Origin of the sequence: Streptomyces nogalater, assembly GCF_039532885.1 — a bacterium.
GTDB classification, from domain to species: domain Bacteria; phylum Actinomycetota; class Actinomycetes; order Streptomycetales; family Streptomycetaceae; genus Streptomyces; species Streptomyces nogalater.
Genome location: NZ_BAAASM010000006.1, coordinates 39,613 through 56,289, shown reverse-complemented (window position 1 = coordinate 56,289; position 16,677 = coordinate 39,613). Strand labels below are relative to the sequence as shown.

Sequence of the window (16,677 nt, the reverse complement as noted above, 5' to 3'; positions counted from 1 at the left end):
CGCAACCTAGCCCCTCGGTGCTCCCGTTCGAAGCTTGAGTGGAATAGACTCAACTTTGTGTACGCTGGTTAAGTCAGCACTGGTAAGCGGTCGAGGAGGAGAACGCAGACGTGGACGCCGAGCTGACCAACAGGAGCCGGGACGCGATCAACGCCGCGAGCAATCGCGCCGTGACCGGGGGGCACCCGGACCTCACCCCCGCCCACCTGCTGCTGGCTCTGCTCCAGGGGCGGGACAACGAGAACATCACCGACCTGCTGGCCGCGGTCGACGCCGACCAGGCCGCCGTGCGCGCCGGCGCGGAGCGGATCCTGGCCGGGCTGCCCAGCGTGACCGGATCCACCGTGGCGCCGCCGCAGCCCAACCGCGAGCTGCTGGCCGTGATCGCCGACGCGAGCGAGCGCGCCGGGGAGCTGGGTGACGAGTACCTGTCCACCGAGCACCTGCTGATCGGCATCGCCGCGCAGGGCGGTGCCGCCGGTGAACTGCTCGCCGGGCAGGGCGCCGACGCCAAGAAGCTGCTGGAGGCCTTCAGGAAGGCCAGGGGAGGACGCCGCGTGACCACCGCCGATCCCGAGGGCCAGTACAAGGCCCTGGAGAAGTTCGGCACCGACTTCACCGCCGCCGCCCGCGAGGGCCGGCTGGACCCGGTCATCGGACGGGACCAGGAGATCCGGCGGGTCGTCCAGGTGCTCAGCCGCCGTACGAAGAACAACCCGGTCCTCATCGGCGAGCCCGGCGTCGGCAAGACCGCCGTCGTGGAGGGGCTCGCCCAGCGGATCGTCAAGGGCGACGTGCCCGAGTCGCTGAAGGACAAGCGGCTGGTCGCGCTCGACCTCGGCGCGATGGTGGCCGGCGCGAAGTACCGCGGCGAGTTCGAGGAGCGGCTGAAGGCCGTCCTCGCCGAGATCAAGGGCTCCGACGGCCAGATCATCACCTTCATCGACGAACTGCACACCGTCGTGGGCGCCGGCGCCGGCGGCGACTCGGCCATGGACGCGGGCAACATGCTCAAGCCCATGCTCGCCCGCGGCGAGCTGCGCATGGTCGGCGCCACCACCCTGGACGAGTACCGGGAACGGATCGAGAAGGACCCCGCGCTGGAGCGCCGCTTCCAGCAGGTCCTGGTCGCCGAGCCCTCCGTCGAGGACACCATCGCCATCCTGCGCGGACTGAAGGGCCGCTACGAGGCCCACCACAAGGTGCAGATCGCCGACAGCGCACTGGTGGCCGCCGCCACCCTGTCCGACCGGTACATCACCTCCCGCTTCCTGCCGGACAAGGCCATCGACCTCGTGGACGAGGCCGCCTCCCGGCTGCGCATGGAGATCGACTCCTCCCCGGTGGAGATCGACGAACTCCAGCGCGCCGTCGACCGGCTGCGCATGGAGGAGCTGGCGATCGGCAAGGAGACCGACCCGGCCTCCCGCGAGCGGCTGGAGAAGCTGCGCCGCGACCTCGCCGACAAGGAGGAGGAGCTGCGCGGCCTCACCGCCCGCTGGGAGAAGGAGAAGCAGTCCCTGAACCGGGTCGGCGAGCTGAAGGAGAAGCTGGACGACCTGCGCGGACAGGCCGAGCGGGCCCAGCGCGACGGCGACTTCGACACCGCGGCCAAGCTGCTGTACGGCGAGATCCCGCAGCTGGAGAAGGAGCTGGAGGCCGCCTCCGCCGCCGAGGAGGAGGCCGCCCCGGACACCATGGTCAAGGAGGAGGTCGGCGCCGACGACATCGCCGACGTGGTCGCCGCCTGGACCGGCATCCCGGCCGGCCGGCTGATGGAGGGCGAGACGCAGAAGCTGCTGCGCATGGAGGAGGAGATCGGCAAGCGGCTGATCGGCCAGGGCGAGGCCGTACGCGCCGTGTCGGACGCCGTACGCCGCTCCCGCGCCGGCATCGCCGACCCCGACCGCCCCACCGGCTCCTTCCTCTTCCTCGGTCCGACCGGCGTCGGCAAGACCGAACTGGCCAAGGCGCTCGCGGACTTCCTCTTCGACGACGAGCGGGCCATGGTCCGCATCGACATGTCGGAGTACGGCGAGAAGCACAGCGTGGCCCGCCTGGTCGGCGCGCCCCCCGGCTACGTCGGCTACGAGGAGGGCGGCCAGCTCACCGAGGCGGTGCGGCGGCGCCCGTACAGCGTGGTGCTGCTGGACGAGGTGGAGAAGGCGCACCCGGAGGTCTTCGACATCCTGCTCCAGGTGCTGGACGACGGCCGGCTCACCGACGGCCAGGGCCGCACGGTCGACTTCCGCAACACGATCCTGGTGCTCACCTCCAACCTGGGCAGCCAGTTCCTGATGGACCCGCTGACCGGCGAGGAGCAGAAGCGGGAGCAGGTGCTGGAGGTGGTGCGGGCCTCGTTCAAGCCCGAGTTCCTCAACCGGCTGGACGACCTGGTGGTCTTCTCGGCGCTGACCAAGGCCGAGCTGGAGCGGATCGCCCGGCTCCAGATCGAGCGGCTCGCCCGGCGGCTGGCCGAGCGGCGGCTCACCCTGGACGTCAGCCCGGAGGCGCTGGCCTGGCTCGCGGAGGAGGGCCTGGACCCGGCCTACGGCGCCCGTCCGCTGCGCCGCCTGGTGCAGAGCGCCATCGGCGACCGGCTGGCCAAGGAGATCCTGTCCGGCGAGGTCAAGGACGGCGACACGGTCCGCGTGGACCGCTTCGGCGAGGGACTGCTGGTGGGCCCGGCCACCGGCAAGACGCTCTGACGCGCCCCCGCGCCCGGGGCCGGGCGGTCCGACACGGTCCTTCGGCCCGGGGCCGGGCGGTGTGACACGGTCCTTCAGCTCAGGGCTGAGCGGTGGGTCGGGGCTTGCCACGCCCCTCCCCGCATGGGGGAGGATGGCGGCATCCGCATGAAGGGAAAAACACGGTGAGCATCGACCCGTCCTCGATTCCGAACTTCGGGGGCCAGCCCGAACCGCAGCCCCAGGGACCTGCGGGCCCCGTCCTCCCGGATCAGGACCTGGTGAAGCAGCTTCTCGACCAGATGGAGCTGAAGTACGTCGTCGACGAGGAGGGTGACCTCGTCGCGCCGTGGGAGCAGTTCCGCACCTACTTCATGTTCCGCGGGGACGAGCCCGAACAGGCGATCTTCTCGGTGCGGACCTTCTTCGACCGCCCGCACGCGATCGAGGACAAGCCGCAGCTGCTGGAGACCCTGGACGACTGGAACCGCCGCACCCTGTGGCCCAAGGTGTACACCCACACCCACGACGACGGCACCGTCCGGCTGATCGGCGAGGCCCAGATGCTGATCGGCACGGGCGTCGACATCAACCACTTCGTCTCCTCCACGGTCAGCTGGGTGCGGGCCGCGATCGAGTTCGACAAGTGGCTGGTGGAGCAGCTCGGCCTGGAGCCGGAGGCCGGCGAGGACGACAAGCCCGAGGGCGACGCGGAGTAACGCGGCCCCCGCGCCCGGCCGGGGGCCCGCCGCCCCCGGCCGCGGCGCACCGCGCTCACATGGCCCGCAGCCGCCGAGCCGCCTCCCGCAATACTTTCTCGCCCTTGCAGAAGGCGAAGCGTACGAACGGCGCCCCCGCCTCCCGGTCGTCGTAGAAGACCGCGTTCGGGATGGCCACCACGCCCGCCCGCTCGGGCAGGGCCCGGCAGAAGGCGAAGCCGTCCTTCTCGCCGAGCGGCCGGATGTCGGTGGTGATGAAGTACGTGCCGGCCGGCCGGAACACCCCGAAACCGGCCGCAGTGAGCCCCTCCGCGAGGATCTCCCGGCGGGCCAGCATGCCCCGGCGGAACTCCTCGTAGTACGAATCGGGCAGCGCGAGCGCCTCGGCGACCGCGTACTGGAAGGGGCCGGAGGCGACGTAGGTCAGGAACTGCTTGGCCGAGCGGACCGCGCCCACCAGCTCCGGGGCGGCCGTCACCCAGCCGACCTTCCAGCCCGTGAACGAATAGGTCTTGCCCGCCGAACCGATGCTCACCGTGCGCTCGCGCATCCCCGGGAACGTGGCGAGCGGCACGTGTTCGGCGTCGTCGAAGACCAGGTGCTCGTAGACCTCGTCGGTCACCACCAGCAGGTCCCGCTCCACCGCCAGCTCGGCGATCGCGGCCAGCTCCGCGCGGGTGAGGACGGTGCCGGTCGGGTTGTGCGGGGTGTTGACCAGCAGCAGCCGGGTGCGGTCGGTGACGGCCGCGCGCAGCTCGTCCAGGTCCAGCCGGAAGCTGCCCTCGTGCGGCCTCAGGGTCACCGGCACCCGCCGGCCGCCCGCCATGGCGATGCTCGCCGCGTACGAGTCGTAGTACGGCTCCAGCGCCACCACCTCGTCCCCCGGCTCGACCAGCGCCAGCAGCGCGGCGGCGATCGCCTCCGTCGCGCCCGCCGTGACCAGCACCTCGGTGTCGGGGTCGTAGGACAGGCCGTAGCGGCGCAGCTGGTGCGCGGCGATCGCGGTGCGCAGCTCGGGGACGCCGGGGCCCGGCGGGTACTGGTTGCCGCGCCCGTCGCGCAGCGCCCGCACGGCGGCCTCCCGGATCTCCTCGGGGCCGTCGGTGTCCGGGAAGCCCTGGCCCAGGTTGATCGACCCGGTCGCCGCGGCGAGCGCCGACATCTCGGCGAAGATCGTGGTCCCGAACTCGGCGAGCCGGCGGTTGAGATGAGGACGTGCGCTGGAGGTCATGCCCGTCATCCTGCGCTCAAGCTCTGGAGTTCCTCAACTCCGCTTTGACCGTTCTCGCGGCCGGGCATCCCCCCGGCACCGCGCGAGAGGCGGTGACACGGCGAGGCGCCCACGGGGGGCCGCTTCGGGGGAACGGAAGGAGGGTGGCGCCATGATCGAGGGCATCATCCTGGCGGTGGTCGCACTGGCGTTCATCGTGATGGGCCAGACCCGCAGGAACCGGCGGACGGGGCCGCCGTCCGGCCGGGGCCGCGGACGGAACCGGACGTACCGCGGATCGTCCGGGTCGTCCGGGTCGTCGTCGTCGGCCGCGGCCTACGGCGGCTCGGCGTCGGGCAGCTGGTGGGCCGACGGCGGCGGCTCCGGCTCGTCGGGGCACCACGGGGGCCACGGGCACGGCGGGCACTCCTGCGGCGGGAGTTCGTCCTGCGGCGGGGGCTCGTCGTGCGGCGGGGGCTCGTCGTGCGGCGGTGGCGGGGGCGGATGCGGGGGAGGCGGCTGACACGGGGCAGCCGGGCTTCCGGAGCAAGGGGGGGGACCGCATCCGGGCCGCACCGCGCCGGGCGCCTGTCGGACATGGATCCGGCAGGCGCCCGGCGTGTCTTATTCACGACCGGCGCGCGCCGTAGTTGAACACCTGAGCTGTGAGCCCCCCGAGGGATGGAAACCCAACGAAGTTGGGTAAAAACCCTGTGGCGGCAGCCTTGTTCATGGTTCCCTCTAAACGCCAACGCAGCCCCTCGAACGCCCCCTGACTCCCCATTCCGGCCGGGCCGGCTGGGCTGAAATTGGCCGATTCCCCCTCATTGCGTGTTAGCGGAGCCGACCCATGCTCACGACCCTGAACACCTCCTATACCGATACGCGCGCTGCCGACCTCGCCTGGGCCCTGGGCCGTGAACCGCTGCCCGCGCTGGCCACCCTCGACCTCGAACTCACCGGCGCCAAGCTCCAGTTGCGGCTGCTCGGCGCCTCCCACCAGGTGCTTCTGGAGGAGGAGCGCGGCAACTGCTCGGAGACGGTCGCGTGTATCCCCGGCTCCAGCACCCCGCTGCCGCTGGGCGTCGCCAAACGGGTCGGCGACTGGGAGTACGAGTTCGCCGCCCGCGTCGAGGTGCTCACCCCCGGCTCGTTCGCGGGCCGCGCCCAGGAACTGCTGGCCCTCGTCTCCGACCATCCGCACGGTCTCGCCGGCGTCTTCCCCGGCAGCCCGCACGCCTTCACCGCGATGCTGGCCCAGCGGCACGAGGGCCAGGTGCACTGGCGCACCTGGCACGCCTACCCGCAGGACGGGCAGCTGGTGGCCACCCGGACCCGGGTCGGCGAGCGGTCGCGTGCGGCCCGGCAGAGCTGAGCGCCGGGCCCGCGCCTTCTTCGGCGACATAAACCCGCAATGCGTCAACCGCCCCCGGATCCACACGTGTGGGTGACGAAGCGTGCCCGGCATGTGACGTAACGTCGCAGCGTGATCGAACCGCACGCCCCCGCGCCCCCAGGCGCCCCGCCCTCCTGGACGAGCCCCGCACGGCTGCCCGTCCGGCCCCGCACCGGGCGGTTCCTGGTCCTCGTGTGCGTCTTCGTCTGCGCGGCCTGCGGACTCGTGTACGAACTCGAACTCGTCGCGTTCGCCTCGTACCTGATCGGCGACTCGGTCACCCAGGCGTCCGTGGTGCTCTCCGTGATGGTGTTCGCCATGGGCATCGGCTCCCTCGGCGCCAAACGGCTGCGCTGCCACGCGGCGGCCGGCTTCGGCGCGGTGGAGGCGGTCCTCGCGCTGGTCGGCGGATGCAGCGCCATGGCGCTGTACGCCGTGTTCGCCTGGACCGCCGGCTGGGGCGGACTCTGGGCCGCCGGACCGCGCTGTCTGCTGGTCGCCTTCTCCCTGGCCATCGGCCTGCTCATCGGCGCCGAGGTGCCGCTGCTGATGGAACTGATCCAGCGCGTCCGGCGGCAGGACGCGGGCGGCGCGGTGGCCGACCTGTTCGCCGCGGACTACGTCGGCGCCCTGATCGGCGGCCTCGCCTTCCCCTTCCTGCTCCTGCCGTTCCTCGGCCAGCTGACCGGCGCGCTGCTGACCGGCACGGTCAACGTGGTCGCGGGCGGCGCCCTGGTCCTCGGCCTGTTCCGGCGCGACCTCGGCCGCCGCGCCCGCCGGCTCCTGCTGTTCGCCGCTCTCGCCGTCCTCGGCGTCCTCGCCACCGCCGCCGCCCTCGCCGACGACTTCGAACGGGCCGCCCGGCACGCCGTGTACGGCAGGGACGTGCGGGTGGCCGTACAGACCGACGTCCAGGAGATCGTCCTGGCCGGCGGCACTCGCGGCCGGCCCCTCGACCTCTTCCTGGACGGCCGGCTCCGCGTCGGCGGCCGGGACGAGCGCCGCTACCACGAGGCCCTTGTCCACCCGGCCCTGACCGGCCCGCACGCGCGCGTGCTGATCCTCGGCGGCGGTGACGGACTGGCCGCCCGCGAGGTGCTGCGCCACCGCGACGTACGCCGCCTCGACCTCGTCGAGCTGGACCGGGACCTGGTGGAACTGGCCCGCCACGACCCCGGCCTCGCGGCCGTCAACGCGCACGCCCTGGCCGACCCGCGCGTCCGCGTCACCACCGCCGACGCGCTCGCCTGGCTGCGGGGGGCGCGCGGGCGGGCCTACGACGTGGTGATCGCCGACCTGCCCGACCCCGGCATCACCGCCAGCGCCAAGCTGTACTCCCAGGAGTTCTACGGCCTGACCCGCCGGATGCTGGCCCCGCACGGCCGCCTGGTGGTGCACGCCGGTCCCGTCACCACCCGGCCGCGCGCCTACTGGACCGTCGCCGCGACCCTCCGCGCGGCCGGCTTCGGCGTCTCGCCGTACCGGGTGCCGGGCCACGACAGCGGCTTCGCGGCCGGCCCCGACCGCTCGGCGGGCGTGTCCCGGGCCCCGCACGACTGGGGCTTCCTGCTGGCGGCCCCGGGCCACACCCCGCCGCCCCTGCGCCTGGGCTCCTGGCGGCCGGACACCCTGACCCAGGCCCGGCTGACGGCGGCCGCGCGGGCGGCCGACCGCACCCGGATCGACGGGCTCCGGGAATCCACGCTGGTGCACCCGCGGTACTGAGGCCTCACCCCCATGAGGGCCAGAGGGCCAGAGGGCCAGAGGGCCAGAAGGCCAGAGGGCCACGGCCGCCGTCCCGCCGGGCCGGCCGGTGGGCGCGTGGGCAAACGAGGGGCCGGGCGCGGAGCCGTCCGCACTCCCGGGTGAGTTCCGGCCGCGAATGGGTAGGCTCCCGGACCATGGAGCACCAGGTCTTCGTCCAGGCTTCCACCGACCGGCTCGGCGCCGCCCTGACCGACCCCGCTCGCGTCGCCCGCGCCGTCCCCGGGCTGCAACAGGACGCCGGTGCCGAACCGATCACCGGCCGCCTGAAACTCCGCGTCGGCGGGCACTCCGTCACCTACCGCGGCACGGCCCGGGTGACCCCGCGCGCCGACGGTACGTACGGGGTCGAGGCCGAGGCCACCGAGGCCCGCGGCACCGGCGCGGTCGAGCTGTCCCTGACCCTGCGGCTCACGGCCGCCGAGGAAGGCTGCACGGTCACGGCCGAGGGCACGGCGACCGCCTCCGGCCGGATCACGGAACTCCCGGCGGAGACGGTGACTTCGGCGGTGACGAGGCTGCTGAACCGGTTCCTGGAGACTTTGGCGGCGGACGAGCCGGCGGCGAAGGACGAGCCGGCGGTGGCGGACGGGCAGCCGGTGGGCGACGCGTCCGCGGTGGCGGGTGAACCCGGCGCCTCCGTCTTCGACACCGAGGTCCCGCCGCCCTCACTGGACCGGGACGACGACACCGCCGACGACACCGCCGACGCCGAAGACACCGGCACCGGCACGGAAGGCGTAGGCCCCGTTCACCCCGACCCACTCGCCGAGGACTTCGCCGATACCGGGGAACCGCCCGCCGAGGCCGCGCACGCGCGGCGGACGATGATCGGGCGCAGCGCCGAGGAGGTCGACCACGCCCCGCCGCGCGGCCGGTACGCCCCCGTGCCCGCCCCCCAGACCGTCGTAGGGAACCCGGCCCTGCGCTGGGCGGCTCCCGCCGCGGCCCTCGCCCTGGCCTCGGCGATCGTGGTCACCCGCGCCCTGCGCAGACGACGCTGACCGGCGCCCGCACACCCGCCGCGCGCCCCAGTAGTGTCGTCCCGTGAGCAACGAAGACATCACGCTGACCGCAGGCGAAGCGGAAGTACGCGTCAGCCCCGCGAACGGCGGCCGGATCAGCGGGCTCAGGATCGGCTCCCTGGAGCTGCTGCGGCAGGGCCCGCGCTACGGCTGCTTCCCGATGGTGCCCTGGTGCGGCCGGATCCGCGAGGGCCGCTTCCTGGACGGCGGCACCGAACGCCGGATGCCGCTCAACTCCCCGCCGCACGCCATCCACGGCACCGCACGCGACGGCGCCTGGCGCACCGCACGCGTCTCGGCGGACGAGGCGGTGATCACGTACGAGCTGACCGACCCCTGGCCGCATCCCGGGCGCGTCACCCAGGTCGTCGCGCTCACCGAGGACGGCCTGACCCTGACCATGTCCGTGGAGGCGTACGACGACTCCTTCCCGGCCCAGCTCGGCTGGCATCCGTGGTTCAACCGGAACCTCGACGGCGCCGACGTACGGATGGACTTCGCGCCCGCCTGGCAGGAGGAGCGCGGCGCCGACCACCTGCCCACCGGCAACCGGACCGACCCCCGGCCCGGCCCCTGGGACGACTGCTTCGGCATGCCCGGCGGGGTCGACGTCACCCTCACCTGGCCGGACCGGCTGGAGCTGAAGGTGGCGAGCCGCGAGGAGTGGGTGGTGGTCTACGACGAGCAGGCCGAGGCCGTCTGCGTCGAGCCGCAGACCGGCCCGCCCAACGGCCTGAACACCCTTCCGCGCCTGGTCACCCCGCTGGAGCCGCTGGAGGCGAGTACGACCTGGAGCTGGCGTCGGCTCTAAGCTGGTCGGCATGACGGACGACGTGCGCGGCGCGCTGCTGCAGCAGATCAAGGACAAGGCCGTGGTGCACGGCAAGGTGACCCTCTCCTCCGGCCTGGAGGCCGACTACTACGTCGACCTGCGCCGCATCACCCTCGACGGCGAGGCCGCCCCGCTGGTCGGCCAGGTGCTGCTGGACCTGACCGCGGACCTGGAGTTCGACGCGGTCGGCGGGCTCACCATGGGCGCCGACCCGGTGGCCGCAGCCATGCTGCACGCCGCCGCCGCGCGCGGCCGTCGCCTGGACGCGTTCGTGGTCCGCAAGGCGGCCAAGGCGCACGGGCTCCAGCGGCGCGTCGAGGGCCCGGACATCGCGGGCCGCCGGGTCCTGGTGGTCGAGGACACCTCCACCACCGGCGGTTCCCCGCTGACCGCCGTCGAGGCCGTGCGGGAGGCCGGCGCGGAGGTCGTCGCCGTCGCCACGATCGTGGACCGGGCCACCGGAGCCGCAGAGAAGATCGAAGCGGGCGCGGGTGTTCCCTACCGCTTCGCCTTCTCGAAGGACGAACTGGGGCTGGACTGACGTTCCGGATGTTCCGGTCTTGACCGGCGCGTGGACCATCGGGTCATGTCTGGGAAGATGGGGCCGACGATGACGTCGCCCCCCCAGGTCTAGGTCAGGGCCGTAACGCAGAACCCCTACCCGCAACACAAGGAGCGGACAGATGCCCATCGCAACCCCCGAGGTCTACAACGAGATGCTCGACCGGGCGAAGGCAGGCAAGTTCGCCTACCCGGCCATCAACGTGACCTCCTCGCAGACCCTGAACGCGGCACTGCGCGGCTTCGCGGAGGCCGAGAGCGACGGCATCATCCAGATCTCGACCGGTGGTGCGGAGTTCCTCGGCGGCCAGTACAGCAAGGACATGGTGACCGGCGCGGTCGCGCTCGCCGAGTTCGCGCACATCATCGCCGAGAAGTACCCGGTCAACATCGCCCTGCACACGGACCACTGCCCGAAGGACAAGCTCGACGGGTACGTGCGTCCGCTGATCGCGCTGTCCAGGAAGCGCGTCGACGCCGGTCTCACCCCGCTGTTCCAGTCGCACATGTGGGACGGCTCCGCCGAGACCCTCGCCGACAACCTGGAGATCGCGCAGGAGCTGCTGGAGCAGGCCCGCGCCGCCAAGATCATCCTGGAGGTGGAGATCACCCCCACCGGCGGTGAGGAGGACGGCGTCACCCACGAGATCAACGACGAGCTGTACACCACCGTCGACGACGCCATCCGCACCGCCGAGGCCCTGGGCCTGGGCGAGAAGGGCCGTTACCTGCTGGCCGCGTCCTTCGGCAACGTGCACGGTGTGTACAAGCCGGGCAACGTCGTCCTGCGTCCGGAGCTGCTGAAGGAGCTGAACGAGGGCGTCGCCGCCCGGTTCGGCAAGGAGTCCCCGTTCGACTTCGTCTTCCACGGCGGCTCCGGCTCCACCGAGCAGGAGATCCTGACCGCGCTGGAGAACGGCGTGGTGAAGATGAACATCGACACGGACACCCAGTACGCCTTCACGCGTCCGGTCGCCGGCCACATGTTCCAGAACTACGACGGCGTCCTGAAGGTCGACGGCGAGGTCGGCAACAAGAAGGCCTACGACCCGCGCACCTGGGGCAAGCTGGCCGAGGCGAGCATGGCCGCGCGTGTCGTCCAGGCCACGCAGAACCTGCGCTCGGCGGGCAACAAGATCAAGTAAGCGGTGCCCCACGGCGGGCCCGGCGGCTGTCCCTGCCGCCGGGCCCGCTGTGCATTTCGGTACCGGGTGGTACGGACGTCCGGCCTGGCCTGGTGTGGCCCTGCCTGCCTGCCTGGCCTTGCCTGGTCTGGCCGGCAGGTAGGTGCGGCCGTTTTCCGTGTGCGGCCCGGTGGTGGGGCGCTCGCGCGGTTCCGTGCCCCTTCGGGGCAGCCCGGCGGCCCGGTGCCCTCGTGAGCCACACTGAACCCATGACGATTCACCAGAACCTCCTCGGCGGACCGCCCCCGACCCACCTCCCCGACGACCCGGAGCCCCGCGAGGCCCTCGCGGCCGGTACCGCGCCGGCGGAGGTCGCCGCCCAGCACCCCACCTCGTCCCTCGCCTGGGCCCAGCTGGCCGACGACGCGTTCGAGCGGGGCGCGGTCGTGGAGTCGTACGCCTACGCCCGTACCGGCTACCACCGCGGCCTGGACGCCCTGCGCCGCAGCGGCTGGAAGGGCCACGGCCCGGTCCCGTGGGAGCACGAGCCGAACCGCGGCTTCCTGCGCGCGCTGCACGCCCTCGCCCGCGCCGCCCAGGCGATCGGCGAGCAGGAGGAGTACGAGCGCTGCACCCAGTTCCTGAAGGACTCCTCGCCGACGGCGGCCCAGACCCTGGGCTGACCGGCGGTACGGACGTCACCGGTGTGGCCCGTCTGGCGACAGGCGGGCCTTGCCGTCCCCCGGGGCATTGCGGAGGATGGCTGGGTGGGGACCGGGGCCCCCGTGCCGGCATCGGCAGGGGCGGACCGCTACCCGGAGTAACACAGGAGACAGCGATGTCCCAACAGGCTCACCACCCTCACCAGGCCGCTGAGCCCGAGACCCCGAATCTGGATTTCGCGGGGACGACGCCGTACGAGGACTACGTCAAGGCCGACGTCCTCACCCACCTCCAGCACACCCTCTCCGACGACCCGGGCGAAATGGTCTTCCTGGTGACCACCCAGGTCATGGAGCTGTGGTTCACCGTGATCGTGCACGAGTGGGAGACGGCCGCCCATGCGCTCCGTTCGGACGACGTACCGACCGCGACCGCCGCGCTGAAACGTTCCGTGCGGGAGCTGGAGGCCCTGAACGCCTCGTGGAAGCCGCTCGGCCAGCTCACCCCGGCGCAGTTCAACGCCTACCGCGGCGCGCTCGGCGACGGTTCCGGCTTCCAGTCGGCGATGTACCGGCGCCTGGAGTTCCTGCTCGGCGAGAAGTCCGCCTCCATGCTCGTACCGCACCAGGGCACCCCGCGCGTCCACGCGGAACTGGAGAAGGCCCTGCACGAGCCCAGCCTGTACGACGAGGTGCTGCGGCTGCTCGCGCGGCGCGGCCACCCGATCCCGGACTCCGTGCTGCACCGGGAGGTCTCCGCCCGCTACGAGCCCTCGGAGGCCGTGGAAGCAGCCTGGGCCGCGATCTACGCGGGTGACCAGAGCGACGGACTCGCCCGCCTCGGCGAGGCGTTGACGGATGTGGCCGAGCTGGTGTGGCGCTGGCGCAACGACCACCTGGTGGCCACTCGGCGCGCGATGGGCGCCAAGGCCGGCACGGGCGGCTCCGCCGGCGTGGCCTGGCTGGAGAAGCGCGCCCGCAAGAACGTGTTCCCCGAGCTGTGGACGGCGAGGTCCCATGTCTGAACTGGCCCTGCGCGCGGAGAAACTGGACGCGGAGGACGAACTCGCGCCCTTGCGGGACCGTTTCGTCCTCGACGACGTCGTGTATCTGGACGGCAACTCGCTGGGCGCCCTGCCCGCGCACGTCCCCGACCGGCTGGCGGACGTCGTCCGTCGCGAATGGGGCGAACTGCGCATCCGCTCCTGGGAGGAGAGCGGCTGGTGGACGGCGCCCGAGCGGGTCGGCGACCGGATCGCCCCGCTGGTGGGCGCGGCGCCCGGCCAGGTCGTCGTGGGCGACTCGACCAGTGTCAACGTCTTCAAGGCGCTGGTCGCGGCGGTCCGCATGGCCGGCGAGAGCCGTGACGAACTCCTGGTCGACGCGACGACGTTCCCCACCGACGGTTACATCGCCGCCTCGGCGGCCCGGCTGACCGGCCGCACCCTGCGCGCGGTCACCCCGGCCGAGGTGCCGGACGCGCTGTCCGGCCGTACGGCCGCGGTCCTGCTCAACCACGTCGACTACCGCACCGGCCGGCTGCACGACCTGCCGGCGCTCACCGCCGCGGTCCACGCCTCGGGCGCCCTCGCGGTGTGGGACCTGTGCCACAGCGCGGGCGCGCTGCCGGTGGGCCTGGACGAGCACGGCGTGGACCTCGCGGTCGGCTGCACCTACAAGTACCTGAACGGCGGCCCGGGCGCACCGGCGTACCTGTACGTGCGCGAGGAGTTGCAGGACCGCTTCGACTCCCCGCTGCCCGGCTGGAACTCCCACGCCGAGCCGTTCGGGATGAACCCCGCGTACGCCCCGGCACCGGGCGCCGTGCGGGGACGGGTCGGCACGCCCGACATCCTGTCCCTGCTGGCGCTGGAGGCCGCGCTCGACGTCTGGGAGGGGGTGTCCATCACCGCCGTCCGCGCCAAGTCCCTGGCCCTGACGGACTTCTTCCTGCGGTGCGTGGCCGCGTACACCGAGCCCGGCCGGGTGGAGTGCGTGACCCCCGAGCGGCACGCGGAGCGGGGCAGCCAGATCGCCCTGCGCTGCGCCGACGCGGGCGAGGTGATGAAACGCCTGATCGCCCGGGGCGTGGTGGGCGACTTCCGCCACCCGGACATCCTCCGCTTCGGCTTCACCCCGCTGTACGTGGGATTCCGGGACGTGGAACGGGCGGCCCGGGTGTTGGGGGAGGAACTGGCTTAGGGTCCGGGATTCCCGGACTCCGGGCCGTCCCGGAACCTCTGCTTCGGCCTGCCGAGGGCTTGTCCCGGCAGGCCGAAGCAGTTGCCCCCACCGTGTGTGAAATGCCCGTGTCCCCGCACGTCACCGGCCTGATACCGTCCCGGCCAACGGCCGTTCCCCACCTGGTCCGCAACCCCCGTCCCGTAGCTGAGAGGTTGGAGCATGCCGGACGACGCCGCAGCAGCCCGCGCGGCCGAAGAGGAGTCGGCCTTCTCGCATCCGCCGGTCGAGCCGGACGCCACCGCCGCGTACGGTGACCACCCCGACCAGGTGATCGACTTCTACGCTCCCCGCCCCGGCGGGGAGGCCACCGACCCCGAGGCCCTCGCCCCGCTGGTCGTCGTCCTGCACGGCGGCGCCTGGCGAGCGCGCTACGACCGACGCCATGTCACTCCGTTCGCCGACTACCTGGCCCGCAGGGGGTTCGTGGTGGCCAATGTCGAGTACCGGAGGGGTGGCGAGGAAGCCGGGGGCGGGGTGGCCGGTGAGGGGAGCGTGCCGCCCGCCGGCCGCTGGCCCGACACGTTCGACGATGTCGCGGCGGCCCTGGATGCCCTGCCCGCGCTGGTCCGCGAGGTGTTTGTGCGGGCGGACGCCCGCCGGATGGTGCTGACCGGGCATTCGGCGGGCGGCCACCTGGCGCTGTGGGCGGCGGCCCGGCATGTGCTCCCGGCGGACGCGCCATGGCGTACCGACCGCCCGGCGCCGCTGCGCGGTGTCGTCGCGCTCGCGCCGATCGCGGACATCGAGGTGGCGGAGGAGCTGGGGGTGTGCGACCACGCGTCGAGGCAACTCCTCGGCGGGGGCGGGGCGTTCGCCGAGCGCCGGCCGTACGCGGATCCGGCGCTCCTGCTGCCGACGGGTATCGCCACGACCCTGGTGCAGGGGCGGGCCGACGACGTGGTGCCGCATCAGGTGGCCGAGTCGTACGCTGAGGCGGCGGCGAAGGCGGGCGAGGTGGCCGGGCTGACGCTGCTGGAGGACGTGGGCCACTTCCCGCTGATCGACCCGGCGGCGGACGCCTGCGCGGTGGTGGCGGAGGAGATCGCCCAACTGGCTTGGTGATACCCGTAGTACCTGAGAGCTACGCGTCACAACAGCTCCCTGGCGGGACGCCGGCGACACCCCCCGATCCGTAACTTCCTTCCCAGTCAAGCCCGATGGACGGGCCACCGGAAAGGAAGCCACCATGGGGCCCCGCCCACAACCCACGACGCCCCACCAGCCGTCCACGGCGACCGGGCCCCACGGGGGCGTCCCGCGTCCGGCGAGGAACATCGCCATGCGGGAGCTAGAGGGGCGGGTGGGAGACACCCCCACCACGCACCCGCACCGGAACACGGACCCGTACCCGAACACGCACCCGCACCCGCACCGGAACACGCACCCGCACCGGAGCACGCACCGCGCCCGGCCCAGGAACCCCCGTCCCCTCCGCCGCGCTCTCCTCCGTGCCCTGCTTCCCGCCCTCCTCGCCGCCGCCATAGTCCTCCCCCTCGCAGGCGCGGCCCGCCCCTCGATCCCCGCCCCACTTCCCACGACCCTCACCACTCCCCTCACCCCCGCCACCCTCCCCTCCGCCTACGAGGCGAACCGGAGGAACGCCGCCGAAGCCGCCCGCATGGCCGCCGCCCACGGAGACACCCGGCGCGCCGAGGCCGACCGCGCCCTCGCCGCACCCTCCCGCCACCTCCTCGCCTTCGACGGCCGGGGAAACGGCCAAGCCACGGAGGTCATAGGAGACTTGGCCCGCGCCCGTCACATCGCCGTACTGGTCCCCGGCTCGGACACCACCCTCGACACCTACCCCCGTTTCCACCGCGCCGCCGCGTCGCTGTACACGGCCCTCGCCCACCGCACCACCGAAAGTCACACCACCGGAAACACCGTGGCCGTCATAGCCTGGCTCGGCTACGAGACACCGGCCACGGTCAGCACCACCGTCACCACGACCACCCGCGCCGACGAAGCCGCCCCGCGCCTGAGCGCCTTCCTTCGCGGCCTGCGCACCGCGGCACCCGCCGGCGCGCACCTCACCGTCCTCTGCCACTCCTACGGCTCCGTGGTCTGCGGCCGGGCCGCCCCCGGACTCGCCGCGGACGACATCGCCCTGATCGGCAGCCCCGGCACCGGCGCCGGCTCGGCCGCCGCCCTGCGCACCCGCGCCCGCGTCTGGGCGGCCCGCGGCGCCGCCGACTGGGTGGCGCACGTCCCGCACATCCGGACCGGACTGTTCGGCACCGGCACCACCGTCGGTTTCGGCACCGACCCCGTCTCCGCCGCCTTCGGTGCCCGGGTCTTCGACGCGGCCGGCGCCGGTCACAGCGATTACTTCACCCCGGGCTCGGCCTCCCTCGCCAACCTGGCCCGGATCACCCTCGGCGAGACCTCGGAGGTGACCCGTGCCTGAGCAGACCCCCCGGGCGCACGCCCCGCGCCGCGCCCCGGACGCCCCC

At 73.1% G+C, this 16,677-nt stretch carries 14 protein-coding genes; 13 read left to right on the top strand and 1 reads right to left on the bottom strand.

The window, feature by feature from the left end; genetic code table 11:
• Nucleotides 1-110 precede the first annotated feature (110 nt).
• The gene (gene clpB, locus ABD350_RS06035; protein ID WP_344346704.1) at nt 111-2,708 is read left to right on the top strand and encodes an ATP-dependent chaperone ClpB; all 2,598 of its coding nucleotides are present in this window, start codon (nt 111-113) and stop codon (nt 2,706-2,708) included.
• A gap of 164 nt (nt 2,709-2,872) precedes the next feature.
• Nucleotides 2,873-3,406, top strand: coding sequence for a YbjN domain-containing protein (locus ABD350_RS06030; protein ID WP_344346703.1), 534 nt, complete (start codon nt 2,873-2,875; stop codon nt 3,404-3,406).
• A gap of 55 nt (nt 3,407-3,461) precedes the next feature.
• On the opposite strand, the gene ABD350_RS06025 is transcribed toward ABD350_RS06030, so the two are convergent.
• A complete protein-coding gene (locus ABD350_RS06025; protein WP_344346702.1) occupies nt 3,462-4,646 on the bottom strand; it encodes a pyridoxal phosphate-dependent aminotransferase in 1,185 nt (394 codons plus the stop codon).
• An 820-nt stretch (nt 4,647-5,466) separates the two neighbouring features.
• Here ABD350_RS06025 and ABD350_RS06020 point away from each other — a divergent pair.
• The 11 genes from ABD350_RS06020 to ABD350_RS05970 all read left to right on the top strand — a co-directional run bounded on the left by ABD350_RS06020 (nt 5,467) and on the right by ABD350_RS05970 (nt 16,631).
• A complete protein-coding gene (locus ABD350_RS06020) occupies nt 5,467-5,991 on the top strand; it encodes a DUF2617 family protein (protein ID WP_344346701.1) in 525 nt (174 codons plus the stop codon).
• 111 nt (nt 5,992-6,102) lie between these two features.
• Complete coding sequence (locus ABD350_RS06015; RefSeq protein ID WP_344346700.1) at nt 6,103-7,737, top strand: polyamine aminopropyltransferase; 1,635 nt, start codon at nt 6,103-6,105, stop codon at nt 7,735-7,737.
• Between the two features lie 176 nt (nt 7,738-7,913).
• On the top strand, nt 7,914-8,780 hold the full coding sequence (locus ABD350_RS06010) for an SRPBCC family protein (protein WP_344346699.1): 867 nt from the start codon (nt 7,914-7,916) through the stop codon (nt 8,778-8,780).
• A 43-nt stretch (nt 8,781-8,823) separates the two neighbouring features.
• Nucleotides 8,824-9,612 (top strand): aldose epimerase family protein, encoded by a 789-nt coding sequence (locus tag ABD350_RS06005; RefSeq protein WP_344346698.1) that lies wholly within the window; start codon nt 8,824-8,826, stop codon nt 9,610-9,612.
• Nucleotides 9,613-9,622: 10 nt separating this feature from the next.
• Entirely contained in the window at nt 9,623-10,174 is a 552-nt protein-coding gene (pyrE, locus tag ABD350_RS06000) for an orotate phosphoribosyltransferase (protein ID WP_030620592.1), read from the top strand.
• Between the two features lie 142 nt (nt 10,175-10,316).
• Entirely contained in the window at nt 10,317-11,339 is a 1,023-nt protein-coding gene (gene fbaA, locus ABD350_RS05995) for a class II fructose-bisphosphate aldolase (protein WP_344346697.1), read from the top strand.
• A 248-nt stretch (nt 11,340-11,587) separates the two neighbouring features.
• A complete protein-coding gene (locus ABD350_RS05990) occupies nt 11,588-12,001 on the top strand; it encodes a DUF3151 domain-containing protein (RefSeq protein ID WP_344346696.1) in 414 nt (137 codons plus the stop codon).
• Between the two features lie 155 nt (nt 12,002-12,156).
• Complete coding sequence (locus tag ABD350_RS05985; protein ID WP_344346695.1) at nt 12,157-13,005, top strand: tryptophan 2,3-dioxygenase family protein; 849 nt, start codon at nt 12,157-12,159, stop codon at nt 13,003-13,005.
• Nucleotides 12,998-14,182 carry a kynureninase gene (gene kynU, locus ABD350_RS05980; protein WP_344346693.1) on the top strand — a complete coding sequence of 395 codons (1,185 nt, stop codon included), beginning with the start codon at nt 12,998-13,000 and terminating at the stop codon, nt 14,180-14,182. The genes ABD350_RS05985 and kynU overlap by 8 nt, the downstream gene beginning before the upstream one ends.
• Nucleotides 14,183-14,383: 201 nt before the next feature.
• On the top strand, nt 14,384-15,286 hold the full coding sequence (locus ABD350_RS05975; protein WP_344346692.1) for an alpha/beta hydrolase: 903 nt from the start codon (nt 14,384-14,386) through the stop codon (nt 15,284-15,286).
• Between the two features lie 217 nt (nt 15,287-15,503).
• Complete coding sequence (locus ABD350_RS05970) at nt 15,504-16,631, top strand: alpha/beta hydrolase (RefSeq protein WP_344346691.1); 1,128 nt, start codon at nt 15,504-15,506, stop codon at nt 16,629-16,631.
• The last annotated feature ends 46 nt before the right edge of the window (nt 16,632-16,677 follow it).